The following is a 23,049-nucleotide window of genomic DNA, read 5'->3' as shown; positions in this document are numbered from 1 at the left end:
TCAAAAACTCTCGGTTTGCCGGCCTGCCTTACAGCAGGCCCGCCTCGGTCATCAGTTCGACCACTTTTTTACCGTTCAGCTGCGCAGCGTCTACTTTCGGCGCGTCCAGATCTTTCAGCGGCACCAGTTTCGGGTTGGAGGCCGCGCCGACGCCGACGGCGTATTCGAAAGCGTTGTTGGTGCGCAGGATCTCCTGGCCCTGTTTGCCGGTGATCCACTTGATGAACGCCTGCGCCTGCTGCTGATGCTTGCTGGAAGCCAGCACGCCGCCGCCGGAGATGCTGACGAACGCGCCCGGATCCTGATGTTTGAAGTAATACAGCTTGATGTTATTGCTGTTTTCGCCGGTTTTTGCGCCGTCCACGAACGGGTAGTAGTGGTAGATCACGCCGCTGTCGACCTGGCCGGCATTGACCGCTTTCATCACCGTGCTGTTGCCCTTATAGGCGGTGAAGTTGGTTTTCATCGCTTTCAGCCACTCCAGCGTTGCTTTTTCACCTTTCAGCGCCAGCAGCGCGCTGACGATCGCTTGGAAATCGGCGCCCGACGGCGAGGCGGCCCAGCGGCCTTTCCATTCCGGCTTGGCCAGATCCAGCAGCGACTTCGGCAACTGCGCGTCGGTCAGTTTGGCCGGGTTGTAGACGAACACGGTCGAGCGGGCGGCGATGCCGGTCCAGCGGCCGTGGCTTGGGCGATACTGCGGTTCCACCTGGGCCAGCGTCGCGGCGTCCAGCGGGGCGAACAGCTTGGCGTTATCCACCAACACCATCGCCGGGGAGTTTTCCGTCAGGAACACGTCGGCAGGCGAAGCGCTGCCTTCCTGCACCAACTGATTGCCCAGCTCGCTGTCGCCGCCGTTGCGTAGCGTGACCTTGATGCCGGTGTCTTTGGTAAACCCATCGACCCAGGATTTCACCAGGTTTTCATGCTGGGCGTTGTAAATGACGATGCCCTGGTCGGCGGAGGCCGCCTGAGCGCCGAAGGCCAGCATCATCGAGGAGGCGAGCAGGGCGACGGGGCCGAGAGATGAAATACGCAGCTTCATGCAGTTATCCTTTTTAGCGTTCGAATGAGGAAAACGAATATCGCCTGGCAAGCGCAAGCAGGCCGATTTTAGCCAAGAACATCAATAATGATAGTGAAAACGATTCGTATTAAATTATTTTTGACGATCGCTCACAAAATGAATTGCCTTAAGGATAAGTTAAGTTTCGGCTGGAATAATCTATATTGATTGCCTGAATAGAATTGGGACGTGTTATCTCACAGTGAGCGGCCAACCTGCCATCGCAGGCGGCCGCCCGTCAGGCTTGCTTCTTGTCACGCCGGCACAAACTCACCGTTGCCGACGCCGAAGAATTGCCCGTTGATGCTGCCTGCGTACTGCGGCGGATGAACCAAAGAGGTCAGCACCCGACCATTCTCCAGCAGCGTCAGGACGATCGAACCGGGGTTGATGGCCAATTGCAGGGTTAACGGAACGCCGATCAGATTTTCGGCATCGGGCACGGTGCCTTGCAAATAGATTGTCGGGATGTTGATGTTACCGTCTGAGCCGGTGCCGGTGGCCTGGCCGATAAAACGCACCGATGTACCGCTTGATGGGGCATTGGGACCAATATTGGCGAGCTGTGCGGAAATTTGCACGGTCTCCGCATGTGGCGCGCAACCACACCCGCATCCACAACCCTGGAAGCTGAAGTAGCCGCAGATATTTTGTTGGCACCCGCATCCACACAAGGATTGCGGATGCACTTGCTGGTTGAACGCCGGTTTCAATTGCGGATGTTGGTTGAGCAGCGCCTGTCGGCTCTGCACTTCCGCGTTATAGGCGTCACGTGATTGTTTATTCAATGTGTTAGCCTGTTCAGGCGTAATATCTTGCAATGAAGGCATAGGTAAACTCCTGTGATTTTTGCTGAGTCAGTCTGAAATGCATATCACGCTGAATCCGGTTAATCACCAGACAGGTAATTGCATCTGAATGGAAATAGTCATTGCCCTCGAAGGAAAACGGTATGGCAAGCAGACCGTTGCATCCTATCCTCACGGCAAGTTTTTATATTTCCTGTTTGCTCTTTCGGTAATTATTTTTGATTCAATCATTCGCCAGTTATTGGTTTTATAACCGGCGGTAGCTTCATGTGCATCTCGAAGCCATTTAAAGGTAGTTAGGTGTTATGGCGATATCAAGAGGGGTTTTTAATGTTATTTTTAAATTGAAATGCTACTGATTTCTTCTGTCTATTATTTTGGTGTTAACCTTTTCTTGTAACCAATTAATTAATATGGATTAAGTGATTATTATATTTCATCTCGTTGATTTATATTGAATTGTTTTGTCATTATCTTTTTTTGTAAATATTCTCAGTGTATTCATGGAGGTGACGGGTAAGTGTGGATTTACATTTAACTTACATCAGTTCCTTGTCAACGCTTTAATGGCAATTAAGCTGTTGCAATGTTGACGTCTTGTTATCGATTGGCGTTCTTTTTCTTCAGTCTTTTCATATCGTTCTTCAGCGTTTCGTTCAGGTATTAATAACACGGGCTGTCAACGCGAATGACGAATCATATTCAATAAGAAATCGTGAGAGAGGTACCTATGTCTAATGGACCGTTTTATACCAATCCTATCGTGGTCATCGATGTAGCTAATGATTGCGTGCATGTGGAGATGGCGATCGATGGAGGATTATACGAAAACGTGTTTCCGCTGTCGGTAGCGACTAATGAACCCTATCCGAAGTTGCTGGTAAATCTGGCGATCCAGGCACAGGCGAGCGGTAAATCCTTAATGGTGTGGGGGGAACCCGGCCCAGAGCCGGTTAAAGGCCTGCCGCTGTTTGGTATCACGACTGTGAACATCAAGTAGAGGACGGCAACGCACATTGTGTTTGAAAGCGAAAAGCGCGGTGAGGGATATTCCTTTGATAATGAAAGAAATTCAACACCGCTTTTGGTTATGACTCATAGCGATTAATGATTTAATTTATTCCACTGCCTCATTGCATATTGAACGCGATAAAACACTTAACAGGGATATCGACGTGAAATATTCATTTAATGGCAAGAATTTGGCTGGTTTAATCCTCCTGGCTTTTAACATGGCGATCGCTCAGGCGGCCGAGGTGCCGGCGGGCGCTAAACTGGCGCCGGTACAGGAATTGGTGCGTGCCAACGGGTATGAACCGGCGACGCTGGATCCGAACCTGGCCGAGAGCAATGTGGAGTTCTACATCTTTAACGATCTTTTCGAAGGGCTGCTGCGCGTCGGTAAAGACGGCGAAGCGGTCCCGGCGCTGGCGCAGAAATGGGAGCATCAGGGCAACGTCTGGACTTTCCATCTGCGGCCGCAGGCCAAATGGTCGAACGGCGATCCGGTGACCGCCGACGATTTCGTCTACAGCTGGCGGCGCCTCACCGATCCGAAAACCGCCTCGCCGTACGGCAGCTATCTGGCTTCGGCCTACGTGCTGAATGCCGCGGCGATCAACGCCGGCAGCAAGCCGCCGAGCGAGCTGGGCGTCAAGGCGCTGGACGCGCACACCCTGCAGGTGACGCTGTCGGAGCCCAACTCCTACCTGCTCAAGCAGCTGGTGCATTTTCCGGTCTTGCCGGTTAACCGCAAGGTGGTGGAGCGGTACGGCAAGAACTGGACTCAACCGGCGCATTTTGTCGGCAACGGCGCATTCCGCCTCAGCCAGTGGGTGGTGAACGAAAAGGTGGTGGTGGAGCGTAACCCACAGTATTGGGACAACGCCAACACCGTGCTCAACAAGGTGACGTTCTTGCCGATACAGGGCTTCCCGGAAGTGGCGCGTTTTCGCGCCGGTGAGGTTGAGTTGGGGTATACCACGCCGCCGGAGCTGTATCAGCAGCTGAAAAAAACGCTCGGCGAGCAACAGCTGGTGACCTATCCGCTGCTCTCCACCAGTTACTTCGCCTTCAACAATCGCCAGGCGCCGTTTAACGACCTGCGGGTGCGCCAGGCGCTGAATCTGGCGCTCGACAAAGAGATTATCGCCGGCAAGGTGCTGGGATACGGCCAACAGCCGGCCTGGACCTTTACCCCAACGGGGGCGGGCGGCTATAGCCTGCAGCCCGGCGCTGCGGCTGGCTGGACGCCGGAACAGCGGCACGCCCAGGCGAAGCAATTGCTGGCGCAGGCCGGTTTCAACGCCGAGAATCCGCTGCGCTTTACCGTGCTGTACAGCAACGACGCCACCATCAAGAAGATCGTCATCGCCGCCGCCGCCATGTGGAAAAAGAACCTCGGGGTAGAAGCCCGCTTGCAAAGCCAGGAGCGTAAAGTGACGCTGGATAATATCAACCGCGGGCAGTACGGCGTGGCCTTTACCCGCTGGCTGGCGGACTATAACGATCCGTCTACTTTCCTGAACGTGTTCCGTTCCGACAGCAGCGAGAACAGCGCCAAATACCATAACCCGGACTATGACCGCATTCTGCACCAGGCGACGGCGGCGCAGACGCCGCAGCAGGTGCAGCGCTACTTCCAGCAGGCCGAGGCGGTGCTGGCCGCCGATACGCCGGTGGCGCCGGTGTACTACGAGGCCAACGCCACGCTCATTAAACCCTACGTAAAGGGGATCGACTTTACCCGCCAGGGCGCTTTGTACGATAAAAACGTCTACCTTCTCGAGCACTGAGAAATAAAAAAACGGCTGATTTATATCAGCCGTTTTTATAGATTCGCGTTTAATAAAATTATCCTAAATACTCCATAAACGACGGGCAATCTTTTCTTCCCGCCGGATAAAACACCGCCTATACTGCGCCGGTAGTTTATATGCAGTATCTCGTTTGGCGAGGCTCCTATACAAACACAGGTTACTGATCTGACGACATCGAGAGATGCCCAAGGTTAAGACAGGCTTTATCGGATTAAGGTTCAGCCCAAGGTAACTTCCGAGCAACAATTCGGATACGTTGTATAGTGCTAAAACCTGGACGCGGAGATAGGCAGTCTGCACTCCCCCTCTGTGGTTACGCCCCTATGCGATTCGCTGTTGAAGTTCAAAACAGAAATAGGGACTGACAAAATGATAAAGTCACATCAACATTATTCTTCTCCGGCGCTGAGCACGACTGAAACTCTCGACGAGACATCGGTCGCCGGCTATATGAACGCCGATTTTATTACCGTTCCCGCGACGATGACGGTCAATCATGCCCGGGAATATTTACTTTCACAGCTTAAAACGGACGAAATTCCCACCCGGGTATTTATTACCGCGGACGATTATCATCTGCGCGGCACGCTGTCGGTGAAAAAACTGCTGCAGTGCGACGAGCAGGATAAAGCGGTCGGCGTAATGATGGATCACAGCTATTTTCAGGTTTCACCCGACGACGATCGCAACGACGTGGCGCATCTGCTCGGCAAGGGCGGCCTGGACGTGGTGCCGGTCGTGGCGAACAACACGCTGGTCGGCGTGCTGGGGGAGCGAGAGATCGCCCGGTTGGTCGAGGCTGAAAACACCGAAGACGCGCAGCGCCAGGGCGCGAGCCTGCCGCTGGACAAGCCTTATCTGGAGACCAGCCCGTGGGTGCTGTGGCGCAAACGCTCGGTGTGGCTGCTGATGCTGTTCGTCGCCGAGGCTTACACCGGCAACGTGCTCAAGGCGTTTGAAGAGCAACTCGAAGCGGCGATCGCGCTGGCGTTCTTTATCCCGCTGCTGATCGGCACCGGCGGCAACAGCGGCACCCAGATCACCTCGACGCTGGTGCGCGCCATGGCGCTGGGCGAGGTCAGCCTGCGCAATCTTGGCGCGGTGATCCGCAAAGAGGTCACGACCTCGCTGCTGATCGCCGTCACCATCGGCCTGGCGGCCTGGGTGCGCGCCTGGATCATGGGCGTCGGCATGGAGGTGACGCTGGTGGTCAGCCTGTCGCTGGTGGCGATCACCGTGTGGAGCGCGATTGTCTCGTCGATCATTCCGATGCTGTTGAAACGGCTCGGCATCGATCCGGCGGTGGTGTCGGCGCCGTTTATCGCCACCTTTATCGACGGCACCGGCCTGATTATTTATTTCAAAATTGCCCAGTACGTTTTGGGGATTTAAACGGTTCCCGCTCTAAAAAGGGCGGGAGTGTGACAAAAAAGAGGAGGGCGTTAAAAAATATGGATACCGACCAACCCCGATATTTAACGCGAGGGGATTTTATCGATAACATTTAACCTGAGGAAAAAACAATGGGAAACATGACTATTTTTATGGGATTCCTGGCAATGATCAGCTCACTGGGCCTGTTGGCGGCCTATATGAGCACCAAATGGGATGATTGATGAACGCAAAAGATCCGCCTAGATGCATCCTCCCCGTAACCGTTATTTATTATGGGGAGGATTTTTAGCGGCGCGCCGAACGCGCGGCCTGATACGGGAGTTGATAATAATGACGATTCTTATTCTGGGATTGCTCTACGCCATTTTAATGATCTCGGTGGGCGTTAATGAGATTTATTTTTATTCCACCGGGAAATCCAATTTTCTTACTAGCCTCATGCTGACATTCTCTGGCAGTATGCTGCTGATCGCCGTTGTCTGGCAATTATCCTCTAAAATAAAAAAATAAATCACCGTCCGAATGTGAGCAGCATAATGCAGAATGAAAAACAGGCCGTGGCCAGAAACTCGATGATCGCCAGCGGGTTACTGGCCACGGGCAAATTTGTCGCCGGCATTTTTACCGGCAGTATTGGCCTGATATCCGAAGGGATCCACTCTTTCACCGATTTTATCGCCACCAGCATCACCTGGCTGGCGGTGCGCATCAGCGATAAGCCCGCAGATGACGATCACCACTTTGGCCACGGCAAGGTGGAAAACCTTGCAGCGCTGTTCGAGGTGCTGCTGTTGCTGGGCGCCGCCGGTTGGATTGTCTATGAGGCGGGCAGCAGCCTGCTCGGGCAGCCGCATGAGATCGTCGCCGCGCCGGTGGTGATCGCGGTGCTGTTGATTTCCATCTGCGTCGATTTCTTCCGCGTGCGGGCGCTCAACCGCGTCGCCAAAGCGACCGACAGCGCGGCGCTGGAAGCGGATGCGCTGCATTTCTTCTCCGACATGCTTTCGTCCGGCGTGGTGCTGCTGGGCATGGTGTTTGTGCTGCTGGGCTTTGGCCGCGCGGACGCCATCGCCGCGCTGATCGTCGCCGGCTTTATCTTTGTCGCCGCGATCAAACTGGGTAAACGCTCCTTCGATTCACTGATGGATGCCGCGCCGGCCGGGGCTACTGAGGCGATCCGCGCCACGCTGGCGCGTTTTCCGGCGGTGCTGGCCTGCGACAGCGTGCGCATTCGCAATGCCGGCGCGGTGCTGTTCGTCGAGATCACGGTGGCGGTGTGCCGCACCTTGTCGCTGGAGCGCATCGACGCGCTGAAGCGAGAGATCGTCGAGCGACTGCGGGAGCACTACGCCAGGGCGGAATTCACCGTCATCGCGGTGCCGCAGACCCGCAGCGATGAAGACATGGCGACGCGCATTCGGGCGATCGCCGCCAACCACGGCGCGCAGGTACAGAATGTGACCTTGCAGCAGCTGCCGACGCGCATGGCGATCGGCATGGATTTGGCGGTGCCGGCCAACGCCAGCGTGGCGCAGGCGCATGACATCGCCACGGAGATAGAGGGGATCCTGCGCCAGGCGATCGGTGAGGACACCGAGATAGAGACGCACCTGGAGCCGCAGACGCCGCACTGGCTGACCAGCGAGGATGTCGATGCGACGGAGCTGGCCGATATTCGGCGGATCCTGCAGTCGGCGCTGGAGCAGGGAGAGAGCGTGCAGGACGTACACAACGTGCGTGCACGCAAGAGCGACGGCGGCATCATTGTCAACTTCCACTGCCGGGTGTCGCCGGCGGTCACCATCGCCGCCGCGCACGATGCGGTCGATCGGGTCGAGCGCCGGCTGCGCGCGCTTTATCCGGCCATCACGCGCGCGATAGGGCACGTCGAGCCGATCAAGCCCGGCATATGAATCAGCTCGGCCAACTGCGGGTAGAGCGCCGCGTTGGCCAGCAGCAGCGGGTTGCCGCGCCGCAGCCCGTCGTTGTGCATAAAGTCATTCGCCACGCCTCCGGCTTCGCGCGTCAGCACCCACCCAGGCAGGCTGTCCCAGGCGTTCATGTGCGGTTCGTAATAGCCCAGCAGCCGCCCGGCGGCCACCTGGGCGGTCATCAACGCGCCGGAGCCGCTGCGCACAAACATCCCTCCCGCCTGCAGCAGGCGACAGAGAAAGCCGCTGAATTCCGCCGCCGAGGCGCGCGGGGAAATCCCGACGCCCATCACGCCATCCGCGACGCTGCGCCCGGCATGCACAGCGATCGGCTCCCCATTGAGAAAGGCGCCGCCGCCGCGACAGGCGCGGAACATCTCGCGGTGGTTGGGATCGTAGACCACGCCTATCGTCGGCTCGCCGTCGATCACCACGCCTATCGCGATACACCAGGTATGCAATCCGTTCAGGAAGCAGGCGGTGCCGTCAATCGGATCGACGACCCAAATGCAGGCGGCATTCTCGCCGGCGCTGCCGCTTTCCTCGCCGAGAAACCCATCCTGGGGAAAACGGCGGCTGATCATGCGGCGGATCAGCGCTTCGACGCGGCGATCGGCCTCGCTGACCACGTCCTGCAGCCCCTGTTTGAAGTCGACAGCCAGGCTTTGCCGCCGTTGATAAAAGCTGAAGGCGAGATCGGCGGCGGCGCGGGCGATCTCACGCGCGAAGCGGTAGCGCGCCTCGATGTCCCGTGGGGAAAGTGAAGTCATGGCGGCAATGTTCCGAACAAAGTTTAGCGTGCAGGGTGCCATAGTCAGATGACAATACGGTGTTGATTCCTGCTTGATTTCAGATTTGATTTAATTTATTTACTTTACTGTAAAGTAATTGGCGTCATTAGATGCATCATCAAAGCATCCGTAAGCGAGATAATCAGAGGAGTCAGGCATGCTAGCGCATTTTTTCGTCTTTCGACCGGTATTTGCGGCCGTGCTGGCCATCTGCATTATGGCGGCGGGCGCACTGGCGCTCTGGACATTGCCGGTTGAGCAATATCCCGACATCGCCCCACCCGGCGTCACGGTGACCGCCAATTACCCCGGCGCTTCGGCCAAAACGGTAGAGGACAGCGTAACTCAGATTATCGAACAGCAAATTAAAGGGATCGATGGCCTGTTGTATTTCTCATCAACCAGCAGTTCGGCGGGTCAGGCTCGCATCAGCCTTAGCTTCGAACAACAAACCGACCCGGACATTGCTCAGGTTCAAGTGCAAAATGCGGTCAATCAGGCAACGTCGCGATTGCCGCAAGAAGTGCAGCAGCAAGGGATAACGGTGACAAAATCGCAGGGCGATAGCCTAATGGTAGTCGCCCTGTACGACACGCAAGGCCGCATGGACAGCGTTGATATCAATGATTTTCTGGTCAGTTCGCTGCAAGATCCGCTGAGCCGGGTGGATGGCGTCGGGGAGACGACGGTATTTGGCGCTCAATATGCGATGCGCGTTTGGCTCAATCCGATCAAGTTGAGCGGTTATGGCCTGATGCCATCTGACGTGCAAGCCGCGATAGAAGCGCAAAATGCCCAGGTCACCAGCGGTGAGATCGGCGCATTGCCTACGATGGATGGCCAGGCGTTGAACGCGACCGTGACCACGCAATCGCGGCTGGAAACGCCGGAGCAGTTTGAGAATATTATTCTGCGCACCAATACCGACGGTTCGGCGGTGTATTTGCGCGATGTTGCGCGCGTGGAGATCGGTGCGGAAAACTATCAAAACCAAACGCGCCTCAACGGGTACCCAGCGGCCGGCATATCGATTCAACTGGCTTCCGGCGCCAATGCGCTGGAGGTTGCTGAACGGGTGCGGGCTGAAGTGGAGCGCATGGCGCCGCAGTTTCCGCCGGGGCTGCAGGTGGCTTATCCGCGTGACAGCACGCCGTTCGTACTGGTGTCCATTGAAGGCGTCGTGCAAACCTTGTTGGAAGCGATCGCGCTAGTGATTGTGGTGATGTATCTGTTTTTGCAAAATTGGCGCGCCACATTGATCCCCGCCATTACGGTACCCGTAGTGCTGCTCGGCACTTTCGGCATTTTGGCGCTGTTGGGTTACAGCGTAAACACCTTGACACTGTTCGCCATGGTGCTCGCGATCGGCCTGTTGGTGGATGACGCGATAGTGGTGGTTGAGAACGTTGAGCGCGTGATGGAGGAAGCGCAATTGCCGCCGCGCGAGGCGACGTTGCATTCGATGCGGGAGATCAATGGTGCGCTGATCGGCATCGCGCTGGTACTTTCGGCCGTATTTGTTCCGATGGCATTTTTCGGCGGTTCAACCGGCATAATCTACCGACAGTTTTCCATCACGCTCGTCGCTGCGATGGTGCTGTCGGTGTTGGTGGCGTTGACCTTGACGCCGGCATTGTGCGCCGGTTTGCTAAAACCGTCGGTGCAGCGGCCGCGCAGCCGCTTTTTTCGCGGCTTTAACCGCCTGGTGGAATACGGACAGCGGCGTTATGGGTTGGGATTGAACCATGTGATGGCGCGCAAAGGGCGTTTTTGCATGCTGGCGCTGCTGCTGGTCGGTTTCATGATCTGGCAATATCTGCGGATGCCTACCGGTTTTCTCCCCGTCGAGGATCAGGGCTCGGTAATGGTCCAGTTTTCTCTGCCGCCAGGCGCCCCGATGGCCAGAACGCAACAGACTGCTGACGCTATCGCCGACTATTTCATGACCGCCGAGCGGGACAACCTGAATGTGATCTTCATGGTTGTCGGGCGCAATAACGCCGGCAGTGGTCAGAATGTCGGCATGGCGTTTGCCGAACTTAAACATTGGTCGCTGCGCAGCGGTAATGAGAATAACGCGCTGGCGATTATTAGCCGCGCCAATCGCCATTTCAAAAGCTATCGCGACGCGCAGATCAATGTGTTGTCGCCGCCGGCGGTGCGCGGATTGGGGCAGTCCAGTGGATTTGAACTGTGGTTACAGGATCAAAACGGCGTTGGGCATGACGCGCTGCAAGCTGCGCAGAGGCAAGTGATCGCCGCCGCTGCCGAAGATCCGTTGTTAACGGCGGTACGCATCAATGGCCTCGAAGATAAAGCACAATTGCAGGTCGATATCGATCAGCAAAAGGCCAGCGCACAAGGGCTGCAGCAGGCTGACATCACCAACACGCTTTCTGCCGCCTGGGGGGGCGCTTATATTAACGATTTTATCGATCGCGGCCGCGTAAAGCGGGTCTACATGCAGGGGGACGCGGCCTGGCGATCGGCGCCGGATGATATCGATAATTGGTTCGTACGTGGTGAAAGCGGCAGCATGGCATCCTTTGCCAGCTTCGCGACTACGCGTTGGCTCTCAGGGCCACAAATGCTGCAGCGCTTTAACGGGCTGTCGGCCACGCAGTTACAGGGGACGGCAGCCGAGGGCGAAAGCTCCGGCACCGCGATGGCGCGTATGCAGAGCATCATCGGCGGTGTAGACGGCTACCGCCTTGAGTGGAGCGGGCTCTCATATCAGGAGCAATTGGCCGCCGGGCAAACATTGCTGGTGTATCTGGCTTCGGTGTTGTTCATTTTCCTCTGCCTGGCCGCGCTGTACGAGAGTTGGTCTATCCCATTGTCCGTGATGTTGATCATTCCCCTCGGGATTATCGGAGCCGTTGTCGCCGCGCGCCTTGCGGGGTATGAAAACGATATTTACTTCCAGGTGGGAATGTTGACGACGATTGGCCTGTCGGCGAAAAACGCTATCCTGATCGTCGAGTTTGTTGAAACACGGCTCAAAGCGGGATCCGCTTTGTTGCAGGCGACCCTGGAAGGGGCGCGAATGCGTCTGCGGCCCATCGTGATGACCTCATTGGCGTTTGTCGCGGGTGTGATCCCCCTGGCGCTTTCTGTCGGTGCCGGGGCCGCCAGCCGGCGCGAAATCGGGATTGCGGTGATCGGCGGCATGATTTCTGGCACACTGCTGACATTATTGTTCGTACCGTTGTTTTTTGTTCTGACCAAACAAGGGTTGGCACGACTTAAGGCGCGAAAATGAGCCTCTGGGCTGGAGAGAGAGCATGATCAACCGCCAACCGGGACGGCCGATGAAGGCCAGGCCACGGATACTGGAAACCGCCTGCGTTCTGTTTTTGCAGCAGGGCTTGGATATCTCGTTGGACGAGATAGCCAACGAGGCGGGAACCACCCGTCAAACCTTATATAATCACTTCCCGAGCAAAGACGCCCTGGTGCTGGAGACGTTCAACCATCTTATCGAGAAGATGCAGCCGCCGATCGCCGCCATTTTGGCTCAGGAGAGTATGGATTTACCGCAGGTGCTGGCGCGTTTCGCTTCGGTGGTGCAGGCGCATTTTTTCAGCGTTGATAACGTGCATTTTCAGCGGCTGATGGTGCAACTGCTGTTGCAGAAACCTGAGTTGTACGCCACGTTGCGTGAACGCAATGCCGGACGGGTGCTGCAGGCATTTGTGAAAATGTTGGAACAGGCGCGGCAACATGGGCAAGTCCAATTTGCTGATGCGCAGCCTCAGGCTATGGCATTTCTGGGCGCGGTGATGGGGTATCCGTTGCCGGCGGCTCTGTTATCCGACCAGTGGCCGACGCCGGAACAGTTGCAACAGATGGCCGAAGCGGCTATCACCGCGTTTCTTTTAGCCTGGCGATATTCGCCGCCTGCCATTACCGAATAACCAAAGAGAACGTGATCCTGGCGCTTTGCTGCATACGCAAAGCCACGGCCGGTATCGCCGCCCGCGCGGATTATCCTGGCTGGCCGACAGTGACCAGCAATCGGGATGCCGTGCGAACCAAGGGAAAGCGACAAGCGGCTTTCCATCAATACATCAATAAACAGGCCGCCGTTCGGCGGCCTGTGGGGTTAGCCCAGATTCAACCGGGCGGTGATGTCGGCAATCTCGCGGCGCCAGCGCGCCTGCAGCGCCGGTTTCTGGTGCTTGGGCTTGCGCGCCAGGTCGTCCTCCAGTTTGCTTTCGAGGGCCAACAGCGCGGCTAACAGCGCTTCTTCGTCTTCCAGTCGTTCGTGCGGCGTCGGGCCGTCTGCGGTGGCCTTGCCCGCCGTCGGCAGCGCCGGCGTTTCGCCCGCCAGGCGCTGATACACCGGCGCCAGATCGTGCCACTCCTCCAGTTTTTGCTGGTCGATCAGCCAAAAGCGGTTGCAGCTCTGTTCGATCAGCATCCGGTCATGGGTGACCAACATGACGGCGCCGGCGAACTGGCGCAGCGTTTCCGCCAACTCTTCTTTGCCCGCCATATCCAGGTGGTTGGTGGGCTCGTCCAGCAGCAGCAGCGAATGGTTGGCCAGCGTCAGGCCGACGAACAGCAGCCGCGAACGCTCGCCGCCGCTGAGCGAACGGATCTGCTGATGATGGCGCAGGTAAGGGAACCCGGCGCCGATCAGCGCCATTTTCCGCTGTTCCTCGGTCAGCGGCGCAAACTGCGCCAGCGCTTCGCTCAACGTGTCTTCATCGCGCAGCTGTTGCAGGCTCTGATCGTAATAGCCGATGCGCACGCGCGGGTGGAAGAGCGCCGGGCGTTCCGTGGGCTGCTGATACGCCTGCCACAGCAAGCGCAGCAGCGACGATTTGCCGCAACCGTTGCGCCCGACGATGGCGATGCGATCGCCGCTTTTCACCCGCAGATGTGCCAGGCTGAACAGCACCGGCGCCTCCGGCGCCGGGCGCACGGCCCATTGCGGCAGCGCCAGCAGGCGATCGGCGTCCAGCGCCTCTCCCTGCAGTCGCAGCCGCCACGGGCTGCCGGCGGTCAGGGTGGTCTGTTCTTCCTTCAACCGATCGACGCGCTTTTCCATTTGCTTGGCTTTGCGCGCCAGATCTTCGTTGTCATAGACCTTGCCCCAGGTCGCCAGACGTTTGGCGCTTTTTTCCACCCGGTCTATCTCTTTTTGCTCGGCCCGACGGCGGTGCTCGTCCGCAGCGTCCTGTTCCGCCAGCGCCTGACGCGCGGCGGAGCAGGGCAAGCGGAAAAATTGCAGCGTTTTGTCGCGCAGGATCCAGGTACAGTTGGTCACCTGATCGAGCAGATAGCGATCGTGCGACACCAGCACGAAGCTGCCGTTCCAGCTGCGCAAGAACTGCTCCAGCCACAGCAGCGTGGGCAGATCCAGGTGGTTGCTGGGCTCGTCGAGCAGCAGCAGATCGGGCTGACGGATCAGCGCGCGCGCCAGCAGCAGGCGGGTGTGCTGGCCGCCGCTGAGGGTGCCGGCGGTCAACGTCCAGCTCGCCGGTTCAAACCCCAGCTCGGCGAGCAGCGCTTCACAGCGCCAGCGTTCGCTGAGGTGTTGGCTCGCCGGAAGCCGCGCCAACACCGCATCCAGCAGAGTGCTGGCGTGCAGCTCGGGCGGCAGGTGTTGTTCGATGCGCGCCATCAGGCACTGTTGTGACAATGTCACCATTCCGCTGTGGATGGGCAGGGCGCCGCTGAGCAGTTGCAGCAGGGTGCTTTTGCCGCAGCCGTTGTCGCCGATCAAACCGATGCGATCGCCTTTTTTCAGGGTGAAGTAAATCTCGCTCAGCAGGACGCCGAACGCGTTGTCGTAACCGACAGATTGTGCAGACAGTAGTGTGCTCATTGCTTACTCAAGAGTTACAGGCATGACAATGCCTATCGTCAAACATCGCTGACGACAACCCGGTAAGCCGGAGGGAAGATCTCGGATTTTAGTAAGCTTCGCTCAAGCTGGGTTATCGCAGCACGATACCGGTAATGCTTGAGCGGCGACGATTACCAAAGAAGTGTGAGTGAAAAAACAATTCACACGTCAGCATAGTAAGTCTCCTTTTATTGGTTGCAGGTTAATCGGTGGCTGGAGTATAGAGCGCCTTGTGCCGTATCGCCAGTGTAAAAGCGCCTGAATAATCAGCAGGCTAAGGAGGGCGCGCGCGCGTGGCACACAATGGGAATAATTACTGTATTTCGGCCGACATTAAGCAGCTATTATAATTAGCGTTTATGGTTAAGCGACGGTTCATCCGCCGCCTGTTCGTCTGTCTATCAGATAATGATGCTGAGCACTGAATTTATGTTAAAGCCTCGCCCGTTCCTGCTGTTGTTATTATTGCTGTTTGGTTTGCAACTGACGCCGTTCGGCGCCGTCGCCGCCGCCCAGGATGATCCCGCCGCCGAAAGCGCGCCCGATCCCGCTACGCAGCTGAAAGCCGCGCAAAGGCAGTTGGACAGCATGAAGCAGCTGGTTTCCAAAGCGACCACCGATAACCAGCTCAGCAAACTGCGGCTGGCGACCGACGATCTGGTCGCCAGCATGGAAAAGCTCGCCACCGATCTGCAGCCCGAGCAGGACAAACTGAAAGCGCAGCTGGACGTCCTGGGGCCGGCCCCGGCGGCCGGCGCGCTGCCGGAAACCCCGGCGGTGGCCCAGCAGCGCAACGCGCTGAACAACAGCAAGAAACAGCTGGACGATGCGGTAAAACGCGCTCAGGCCATCAAGACCAGCGCCTTCGAGCTCGGGCAACAGATCGGCGATCTGCGCCGGGTGGCGTTTAAAACCCAGCTGGCGCTGAATACCGGCAGCATTCTGGGCATCAAATTCTGGGCGCCGGTGCTGCAGCCGTCCGAAAATGACGTGCAGCGGCTGGATCAGTTCAACGCCGAGATGAAAGCGGCCTGGGATGCCAGTTGGCAGGACGAGTGGCGTTACGGCACGCTGGCGTTGTTGGCGCTGGCGGTGATTGTCTGGTCCTGGGGGCGCTATTTCTCCGAGCGTTTCCTCGCCTGGGTCAGCATCCGTTTCCTGCCGGACGGGCGTCTGCGCCGCAGCTTTATGGCGCTCGTCACCGTGGTGGTGACGGTGATCACCACCTCTATCGCGCTGAACCTGTTGTATTACGTCTTTGTTCGCGTGCAGCCGCTGCCGGTGATGCTGGAGGACTTCGCCGAAGGCTTCAACCGTCTGGGGATTTTCTGCGCGCTGATCGCCGGGCTGGGGCGTGCGGCGCTGTCGCTGAATCGCCCGTCGTGGCGCTTGGCTTCCATGGATAACGAGGTGGCCGCCGGGCTGCGTTACTTCTCGCCGCTGCTGGCCGGCCTGGCGTTGGCGTTCGGCACCGTGGAGCTGATCAACAACGTCGTCAGCGCCTCATTGGCCACCACTATCTTCGGCAACGGCCTGGTGGCGGGGCTGATCGGCATGGTGCTGCTGGCGGCGCCGCTGCGCGGCCAGCGCATTCGGCGCCGGCTGGAACAGCAGGGCGCGCACCTGGAAAAACGCACGCTGGTCAGCGGGCTGGTGCACCTCGTCACCCTGGTCTGTTCGGTGGTGATCCTGTTTTCCCTGCTTATCGGCTACATCGCCTTCGCCCGCTTCCTGACCTACCAACTGATCTGGGTGGTGCTGGTGCTGATGGCGTTCTATTTTATGGTGCTGTTCGCCACCGATTTGTGCGCCGCGCTGTTTTCGCCGCAGACCGTCAGCGGCAAGATGCTGAAGAAAACGCTCAGCTTTAAGGATCGCCATTTGGAGCAGATGGCGATCATCACCACCGCGCTGGCCAAATGTTCGCTGTTGCTGTTGATGATTGTCTCGCTGTTCAACGGCTCGTTCGGCAGCACCACGCCGGGCTCGCTGATGGAGAAAATCGTCTCCATCCTGACCGGTGAAGGCTTGCAGCGTTTCAACATCGTGCCCGGCAACCTGCTCAACGCCGTGATCTGCCTGGCGATCGGCATCTATATTCTGCGCGCGGTGCGGCGCTGGCTGGGATCTGAACTGCTGCCGAAAACCATCTCGGACGTCGGTATCCGCGCCTCGCTGGTGACGCTGTTCAGCAATATCGGCTATGTGCTGGTGATACTGATCACCCTGGCGGCGCTGGGCATCCAGTGGAGCAACCTGGCGTGGATCGTCAGCGCCCTGTCGGTCGGCATCGGTTTCGGTTTGCAGGAGATCGTGAAGAACTTTATTTCCGGCCTGATCCTGCTGACCGAGCGCCCGGTGAAGGTGGGGGATATGATCGGCATCGGCGGCGTGGAAGGCGACGTACGGCGCATCAACGTGCGCGCCACCGAAATCCAGCTCAGCGACCGCTCCACCATGATCGTACCGAACTCGCAGCTGATCTCGCAGAACGTGCGCAACGCCACCATGGGCAACGCGCAAGGGGTGGTGACCATCGCGCTGACGTTCCCGACCGACATTGATCCGGAGCAGGTGCGCAATATTCTGCTTAACGCTTACCACGAATACGAAAACATCCTGGAAACGCCGGCGCCTTACGTGCGCTTCAGCCAACTGGGGCCGGACGGCATTATCCTGAGCGTGACCGGCTATGTGCCGAGCCCGCGCATGGTCGGCGCGACCAAGAGCGAACTGCTGTTCAACATCCTCAAGCTGCTGCGCGCGCAGCGTGTCAGCCTGTCCAGCCCGCAGGAAGTGGTGTTTATGAAGCAGCAGGCGACGCGATATCAGGCCAACGAAGAGGAACACTCCTCCTAGTTCAGCCTTGAGGCGGCGGGCCGTTAAGCGACGGCCCGCCGAATGCGGCTAGTACATCGACGGCTCCACCGATTGCGAACAGTCGCTGTTGGCGCTGGATTTGGTGCAGGTATAAGGCTCATTCGGCGAGGCCGGAGGCGCATTCGACGGGCCGCCACCGCCGCCGATGCACCCGCTCAGCATCAGCATCAAAAACACGAGAGTAATCTTCTTCATCTCACCGTCCTCCATTGCGATTCCTCCCTTAAGTATATGTCGGGAAAGCGAACGGCACCGCTCGCCGGTGCGATCTATACAGCGGTATCGGTAGTGTCCTGATATCTCCTGATGACTTACGCGATACAGCAGACCATAAGTCCGCGGGTGGAGTCACACACAAGACGGATCACTTTGCTATACAACGGTTGTACCGTTCGCAATATGTGTGTAAATCTGCACATTCGGCTCCTGGCTGTCTCTCTGCTATCGCTCCGTGATTGTCCATTAATGCACCTAATGCACCGCACAGGGTAGTACGCCATACTGGTGGAAAACGTTATGCGACCAGTAAAAAGTTGGGCAATAGCGCCGAGAAGCCGATCGCCGTTGGTCTAAATACTCGGGACATCGCCAATCCGTAATGTCTTCTGAACAAGCTGGAGGATTGCAGGAGTCTGATGAAGAACGCCTATGAAAAAAACATCGAGCCAAAACCCGACCTGACAATGGGTTTTTTGCTGATGAAGCAATTTACGCTGGCTTCGGTTGCCGGCCTGGTGGAATCTCTGCGCTTTGCGGCGGATGAATCCTTCTCCAGCCGGCAGATTTTTTGCCAGTGGGAGTGGATGACCTGCGACGATCGGCCGGTCACTGCCAGCTGCGGTTTGCCGGTATCACCGACTGCGAAGCTCGATTTTTCCCGAGACTGGGACTATTTCGTGGTCGCTGGCGGATTGCTCGAAGAGACTCGCACCCCGCCAGAATGGTTGTTACAGGCGCTGCGGGATCTGCACGCCCGCAATATTCCAATCATTACGCTGTGCAGCGGAGCGTTCGTTGCCGGTAACGCCGGGCTGCTGGATAATCATCACTGTGCGATCCACTTCACTACCCGCGACGAGTTTCGGCTTCGTTTTCCAAAAGCCATTCCGGTAATCGACAAAACCTATATTAAAGACGGCGGGATTATCTCCTGTCCGGGCGGCATGGCAATTGACCTGGCGGCCGATCTGATCCGTCAGCATTGCGGCCTGGTACGCTCGCAGAAGGTACTGAAATATCTACTGATGGACGCGCCACAACCTGCCGGAAAGGCGAAGCAGAAAGCCCCGCTTAATGCGCCGGATGTGTATGAGAACGAACGGGTCAGTAAGGTAATTGAATTTATGAAACAGCACCTTGATTCACCGATCCCGCTCGCCGACGTGGCGGATTTTGCGGGTGTGACCTTTCGTCAGCTCAATCTGATATTCACCAAATGCACTGGCCACTCAGCAGCCGTTTACTGGCGCAGTATGCGGTTGGAGCAGGCGCGAAAGCTGATGGCCGATTCAAGTAACAGTATTAACGAAATTGCCACCGCGACCGGATTTTCGGACGCGTCGCATCTCATTTCGTGGTTTCGTAAGCAATACGGTGAGACACCGAGTTCGTTCCGCAAGCGACGCAGGGAAGTGGAAAAGTTGGTGAAGGAGTAAATAGGGCTGCAGTTATGCAGCCCCGGTGAATCAAAGAGAGTGTCGTTTCGGCATGACCCCCTGCATTGAAACCTTGTTACGCGGAAGTTCCTCCTCTAATGAGGAGGCGTCTTCCAGACTGCGTGCATTGGTTTCCGGTGCCATAAACCACGACACTATCAGACCAAAGAAGGTGATCGCTGCAGCGATATACATCGTCGGACCAATCCCAATATTCTGCAACGAAAGCGGCACCAGCCAGGTGCCCACCGCTGCACCGATGCGCGACAGCGACGTCCCTACGCCTACGGCACCGGCGCGAATTTCAGTCGGGAAGATCTCATTGGGATAGACCAACTGCAGCACCTGCGCCCCTCCGATGAACAGCGCGTACAGACCGAACATCAGTAGGATCACCGCAGACGGACCATCACGCAGAAAGCCTAGCAGCAACAGCGCAAGGCCTGACCACAGGAAACTGTGCAGCAGCAGCTTACGGCGTCCCAGGACATTAATCAGGCGAGTCGCGATGACGCAGCCCACCACGAACAGCAGGGTAATGGCAACGGATCCATAGGATGCCCAGTTGCCCCTGAGGTGCAGCGCATCCAGCACCTTAGGGGCAAAGGCATAGACGGCAAATACCGGAATGACGGAGCAGGTCCAGAAAATCGCCACAAACGCCATGCGCTTGCCGTAACCGGAATGGAGCAGGTTGGCAAAAGAAAGGTTTTTGCCTTCAGCCTGTACCGGTAAGTTATCTAGACCAAACTCAGGGCCGTAAACGCGGCGGATGATCGCTTCTGCCTCGGCATGACGGCCTTTACTTAACAGCCAGCGCGGGGATTCCGGGGTGCCCAGACGCACGATGAACAGCAGAGCGCCAATGACGGCCGTACTCGCCAGCGTCAGGCGCCAGGCGTCAGGTCCACCAAAATTAAGAATGGCTTCGCCGGCCAGGTACGCCACGGCTGCGCCTGCGAACCAGAGGATGGTCAGCGTCGCGAGGCAGGGGCCGCGGTTTTTCTTCGGCAGAAATTCCACCAGGAAAGCGGTCGCGACCGGGTATTCAATCCCGACGGCAACGCCATTCATAAAGCGCAGCGCAAACAGCACTTCACCGCTTTGCACCCAGTATTGCGCCAGAGAGCAGACGACAAACAGCGTCGGCCCAACGAAATAGAGTACGCGGCGGCCAAGACGGTCAGTCAGCGCACCGCCGATAAAACCACCGAAGAAGATACCGATCAGCGCCGAGGCGGCAATCAATCCTTCCCAGAATGCGCTCAGACCTAGTGCAGGTGAGACTTTCATCATGGCGATGCCGATAATACTGAGCACGTAGCCATCGACAAAGGATCCACCTCCCGAACGCACGGTCAGCAACCGGTGAAAGCGGTTAAGGGGAACGTCTTCTACAGAAATGGTATTTGACATGGTAACTCCTGTCTTTCCCCGATGTCGTCGGATTAACGGCCTGCAACGGGTACACGAAGCCATTGCCGCTAATCCGACGATCGCGGTTTAAATGTAGGTCAGGTAATATTGTTAAATCGAACGTAATGAATATTTTTTCTGTTAATTTTGGTCGTTCATTATAAATACTCCTCCGGTGCAGGATGGTCGGGTAAGATGTTTTTTATTATTAGGGCCTTACTTACTTTCTTTTATTACAGGTAAGGCTTTCGGCGCAGAACTGCGGGTAGACCACCAGCAGAGCAGCGAGCCCAGGCTCACCATGGCAGTGCCTTGCCAGAACGCGATGTTCAGGTGTGACTTCAACATAACCGCAGCCAGTACCGCCGAGATAATCGGGATAAAGTACGAAGCGGCCGCCAGCACTGTCACATTGCCGTGTAGAATGCCGACGTTCCAGGCGGCATAACCAAACCCCATGGCGATGGCGGCCAGCAATAAACTTATCCATGTATGCCAGGAGAGAATAAATTCTGGTTGCGGGGAAGTGAGGTATTTCCCCCATAACGTCAGTGCGGTCAAAATAAAGAACAGGGTAATGCCGTTATTGCCATTGGCGATGATTTTGGTGACCACGCAATATATTGCCCAAATAATGGCGCCACTAAATGCCAGGCCATAACTGAGCGGATTTTCCATTACGTTATGGGTCATCTCAGTGAAAGAGAAACCCTGTTCGCCTCCTAATACCCGGCAAATTCCGGCGACGGCTAAAATGACGCCCGGAATAATCAGCGGGTTGGTCTTTTGTCGGTTCACGATAACCGACAGTAATATGGTCATACTCGGCCAGAGATAGTTCACCATCCCGACCTCAATGGCCTGACGGCCGGAATGGGTGAAGCCCAGCGACAGCGACAGACAGAGTTCATAACAGACAAACAGGATGCTGCCGAGGATCAGATAGCTCGGTGGAAACAGCCGCAATTTCGGGAAGCCAACGGTGAATAACAGCAGGACTGCGCTACAGGTGTAGATCAGCGCCGCACCGCCCACCGGGCCAAAACCTTCGCTCACGCTTTTAATCAACCCAACGATTGCGCTCCACAGCAGGATGGCTATCAGTCCGATGAGCGTCGCTTTTTTCTGGGGCATACCCTGTACCTCTATTTACATTTCCATCACAACCGAACCGGCTTGCTGTTAAATTCTGGTTAAATCCAGACTTAAAGCTATGCCTCCGTATTGGTGCTGTAAATATGTCTCTGGAGGCAAAAATTCCGGAATGTGATCGTTATCTGAAATCATGTATAAAATTACTACATCAAAATTTAATTTTTAATTTATTGATTATTAATGATTAAAAATAACATCGGTGTAGGATTTTACTACTCATCGGTATTTACGTTGTATTTTTAATGTATACAAAAAATATTCGTTCATTGACCCCTTTCACATCTGTGTGCAAATTCTTAACAAACGCAGCCTCGAGCTGCTGAACAGACCATCGCGGTCGTGAATCCCCCCCTGGAGGTTATCGTGTTGACATTTGAAGGTATCTACACCCCGGCAATTACCCCTTACGCGGCCGATGGCAGTATTGATTTCGCCCGCTTTGCGGATGTGCTGGAATCCCTGATTGAAGCTCGAGTTCACGGCATCATCATTGGCGGTTCAACCGGCGAATACTATGCCCAGAGCGCCGAAGAGCGTAAGGCGCTGGCCGAGCATGCGCGTCAAGTCATTGGCAACCGTCTGCCGCTGATTGTTGGAACCGGGGCAATCCGTACCGAAGATGCGGTGGACTACGCGAAGCATGCGCGCGAGATTAAAGCCGACGCTATTCTGGTGACCTCGCCGCCGTACGCACTGCCTACAGAGCAGGAAAATGCCCATCACGCGCTAACAGTGGATAAAGCCGCGCAGTTGCCGATCATGCTCTACAACTACCCAGGCCGTATGGGGATCACCATGGGTGAAACCTACTTCCGCGAGGTAAGCCGCTCGTCCAACGTGGTCGCCATTAAAGAAAGCTCGGGCGATTTCAATAATCTGCATCTGCTGGCCTGTAAATTTCCGAACATTGCGCTCTCCTGCGGCTGGGACGATCAGGCGCTGGAGTTCTTTGCTTGGGGAGCACGCAGCTGGGTGTGCGCCGGTTCTAACTTTATTCCGCGTGAACATGTGGCGCTGTATGAGGCTTGCGTAGTGGAAAAGGACTTCGCGAAAGGCCGCAAAATTATGGCCGCCATGATGCCGCTGATGAACTTCCTCGACGGCGGAAAGTTTGTGCAGTCCATCCGCTATGGCTGCGAGTTGAACGGTCTGACCTCGGGCCAGGTGCGTGCGCCGCTGCAAAGTCTGGACGAAGAAGAGAAAGCACAGCTGAAAGCGGTGATTGCCGGGGTGAAACGCAACGTGGCTGCGGCCACGGCGGCGTAAGGGGGCGAA

The 23,049-nt window shown here is 56.8% G+C and carries 18 protein-coding genes and 1 riboswitch; of the genes, 11 read left to right on the top strand and 7 right to left on the bottom strand.

All coding sequences use genetic code 11. The annotated features are described in order from the left end of the window. Positions 1-28: 28 nt before the first annotated feature. Both ACK3CV_RS13175 and ACK3CV_RS13170 read right to left on the bottom strand, forming a co-directional pair. Positions 29-1,045, bottom strand: a complete 1,017-nt coding sequence (locus ACK3CV_RS13175; RefSeq protein WP_041035205.1) for an iron ABC transporter substrate-binding protein — start codon at positions 1,043-1,045, stop codon at positions 29-31. A 275-nt stretch (positions 1,046-1,320) separates the two neighbouring features. Beyond that, complete coding sequence (locus ACK3CV_RS13170) at positions 1,321-1,896, bottom strand: hypothetical protein (RefSeq protein WP_033653105.1); 576 nt, start codon at positions 1,894-1,896, stop codon at positions 1,321-1,323. 709 nt (positions 1,897-2,605) lie between these two features. Here ACK3CV_RS13170 and ACK3CV_RS13165 point away from each other — a divergent pair. The 6 genes from ACK3CV_RS13165 to ACK3CV_RS13140 all read left to right on the top strand — a co-directional run bounded on the left by ACK3CV_RS13165 (position 2,606) and on the right by ACK3CV_RS13140 (position 8,002). After that, a complete protein-coding gene (locus ACK3CV_RS13165; protein WP_033653106.1) occupies positions 2,606-2,875 on the top strand; it encodes a hypothetical protein in 270 nt (89 codons plus the stop codon). A gap of 232 nt (positions 2,876-3,107) precedes the next feature. After that, positions 3,108-4,670 (top strand): ABC transporter substrate-binding protein, encoded by a 1,563-nt coding sequence (locus ACK3CV_RS13160; RefSeq protein WP_228657698.1) that lies wholly within the window; start codon positions 3,108-3,110, stop codon positions 4,668-4,670. A 142-nt stretch (positions 4,671-4,812) separates the two neighbouring features. After that, a riboswitch (M-box (ykoK) riboswitch) is annotated at positions 4,813-4,986 on the top strand. 77 nt (positions 4,987-5,063) lie between these two features. Next, positions 5,064-6,086, top strand: a complete 1,023-nt coding sequence (locus tag ACK3CV_RS13155; RefSeq protein ID WP_164140999.1) for a magnesium transporter — start codon at positions 5,064-5,066, stop codon at positions 6,084-6,086. 131 nt (positions 6,087-6,217) lie between these two features. Next, the gene (gene mgtS, locus ACK3CV_RS13150) at positions 6,218-6,310 is read left to right on the top strand and encodes a protein MgtS (protein ID WP_004938109.1); all 93 of its coding nucleotides are present in this window, start codon (positions 6,218-6,220) and stop codon (positions 6,308-6,310) included. 109 nt (positions 6,311-6,419) lie between these two features. Next, positions 6,420-6,599: a hypothetical protein gene (locus ACK3CV_RS13145; RefSeq protein ID WP_033634607.1), complete on the top strand. Its 180-nt coding sequence runs from the start codon at positions 6,420-6,422 to the stop codon at positions 6,597-6,599. Between the two features lie 26 nt (positions 6,600-6,625). Beyond that, entirely contained in the window at positions 6,626-8,002 is a 1,377-nt protein-coding gene (locus ACK3CV_RS13140; protein ID WP_060436342.1) for a cation diffusion facilitator family transporter, read from the top strand. Here ACK3CV_RS13140 and ACK3CV_RS13135 read toward each other — a convergent pair. Then, positions 7,945-8,790: an inositol monophosphatase family protein gene (locus tag ACK3CV_RS13135; RefSeq protein ID WP_047567369.1), complete on the bottom strand. Its 846-nt coding sequence runs from the start codon at positions 8,788-8,790 to the stop codon at positions 7,945-7,947. The genes ACK3CV_RS13140 and ACK3CV_RS13135 overlap by 58 nt on opposite strands. 178 nt (positions 8,791-8,968) lie before the next feature. Between ACK3CV_RS13135 and ACK3CV_RS13130 the strand changes: the two genes are divergently transcribed. After that, the gene (locus ACK3CV_RS13130) at positions 8,969-12,073 is read left to right on the top strand and encodes an efflux RND transporter permease subunit (protein WP_033634604.1); all 3,105 of its coding nucleotides are present in this window, start codon (positions 8,969-8,971) and stop codon (positions 12,071-12,073) included. Positions 12,074-12,095: 22 nt separating this feature from the next. After that, positions 12,096-12,728, top strand: coding sequence for a TetR/AcrR family transcriptional regulator (locus ACK3CV_RS13125; protein WP_033634603.1), 633 nt, complete (start codon positions 12,096-12,098; stop codon positions 12,726-12,728). 188 nt (positions 12,729-12,916) lie between these two features. On the opposite strand, the gene ACK3CV_RS13120 is transcribed toward ACK3CV_RS13125, so the two are convergent. Further along, complete coding sequence (locus tag ACK3CV_RS13120; RefSeq protein ID WP_164141001.1) at positions 12,917-14,647, bottom strand: ABC-F family ATP-binding cassette domain-containing protein; 1,731 nt, start codon at positions 14,645-14,647, stop codon at positions 12,917-12,919. Between the two features lie 450 nt (positions 14,648-15,097). On the opposite strand from ACK3CV_RS13120, the gene ACK3CV_RS13115 reads away from it, so the two are divergent. After that, positions 15,098-17,527, top strand: coding sequence for a DUF3772 domain-containing protein (locus tag ACK3CV_RS13115; protein WP_060443560.1), 2,430 nt, complete (start codon positions 15,098-15,100; stop codon positions 17,525-17,527). A 48-nt stretch (positions 17,528-17,575) separates the two neighbouring features. On the opposite strand, the gene ACK3CV_RS13110 is transcribed toward ACK3CV_RS13115, so the two are convergent. Continuing rightward, positions 17,576-17,743: a hypothetical protein gene (locus ACK3CV_RS13110; protein ID WP_223181989.1), complete on the bottom strand. Its 168-nt coding sequence runs from the start codon at positions 17,741-17,743 to the stop codon at positions 17,576-17,578. Positions 17,744-18,183: 440 nt separating this feature from the next. Between ACK3CV_RS13110 and ACK3CV_RS13105 the strand changes: the two genes are divergently transcribed. Continuing rightward, on the top strand, positions 18,184-19,203 hold the full coding sequence (locus ACK3CV_RS13105; protein WP_074026598.1) for a GlxA family transcriptional regulator: 1,020 nt from the start codon (positions 18,184-18,186) through the stop codon (positions 19,201-19,203). A 30-nt stretch (positions 19,204-19,233) separates the two neighbouring features. On the opposite strand, the gene ACK3CV_RS13100 is transcribed toward ACK3CV_RS13105, so the two are convergent. Then, a complete protein-coding gene (locus tag ACK3CV_RS13100; RefSeq protein WP_043147501.1) occupies positions 19,234-20,619 on the bottom strand; it encodes an MFS transporter in 1,386 nt (461 codons plus the stop codon). Between the two features lie 216 nt (positions 20,620-20,835). Further along, positions 20,836-21,753: an aromatic amino acid DMT transporter YddG gene (gene yddG, locus ACK3CV_RS13095; RefSeq protein ID WP_049233237.1), complete on the bottom strand. Its 918-nt coding sequence runs from the start codon at positions 21,751-21,753 to the stop codon at positions 20,836-20,838. A 384-nt stretch (positions 21,754-22,137) separates the two neighbouring features. Here yddG and ACK3CV_RS13090 point away from each other — a divergent pair, with 384 nt between their 5' ends. Then, entirely contained in the window at positions 22,138-23,040 is a 903-nt protein-coding gene (locus tag ACK3CV_RS13090) for a dihydrodipicolinate synthase family protein (RefSeq protein ID WP_103826722.1), read from the top strand. Positions 23,041-23,049: the final 9 nt, after the last annotated feature.

This window comes from Serratia sp. TSO36, assembly GCF_057808395.1.
The sequence above is the reverse complement of the archived record's forward strand: the minus strand, read 5'-3'. Positions and strand labels throughout refer to the sequence as shown.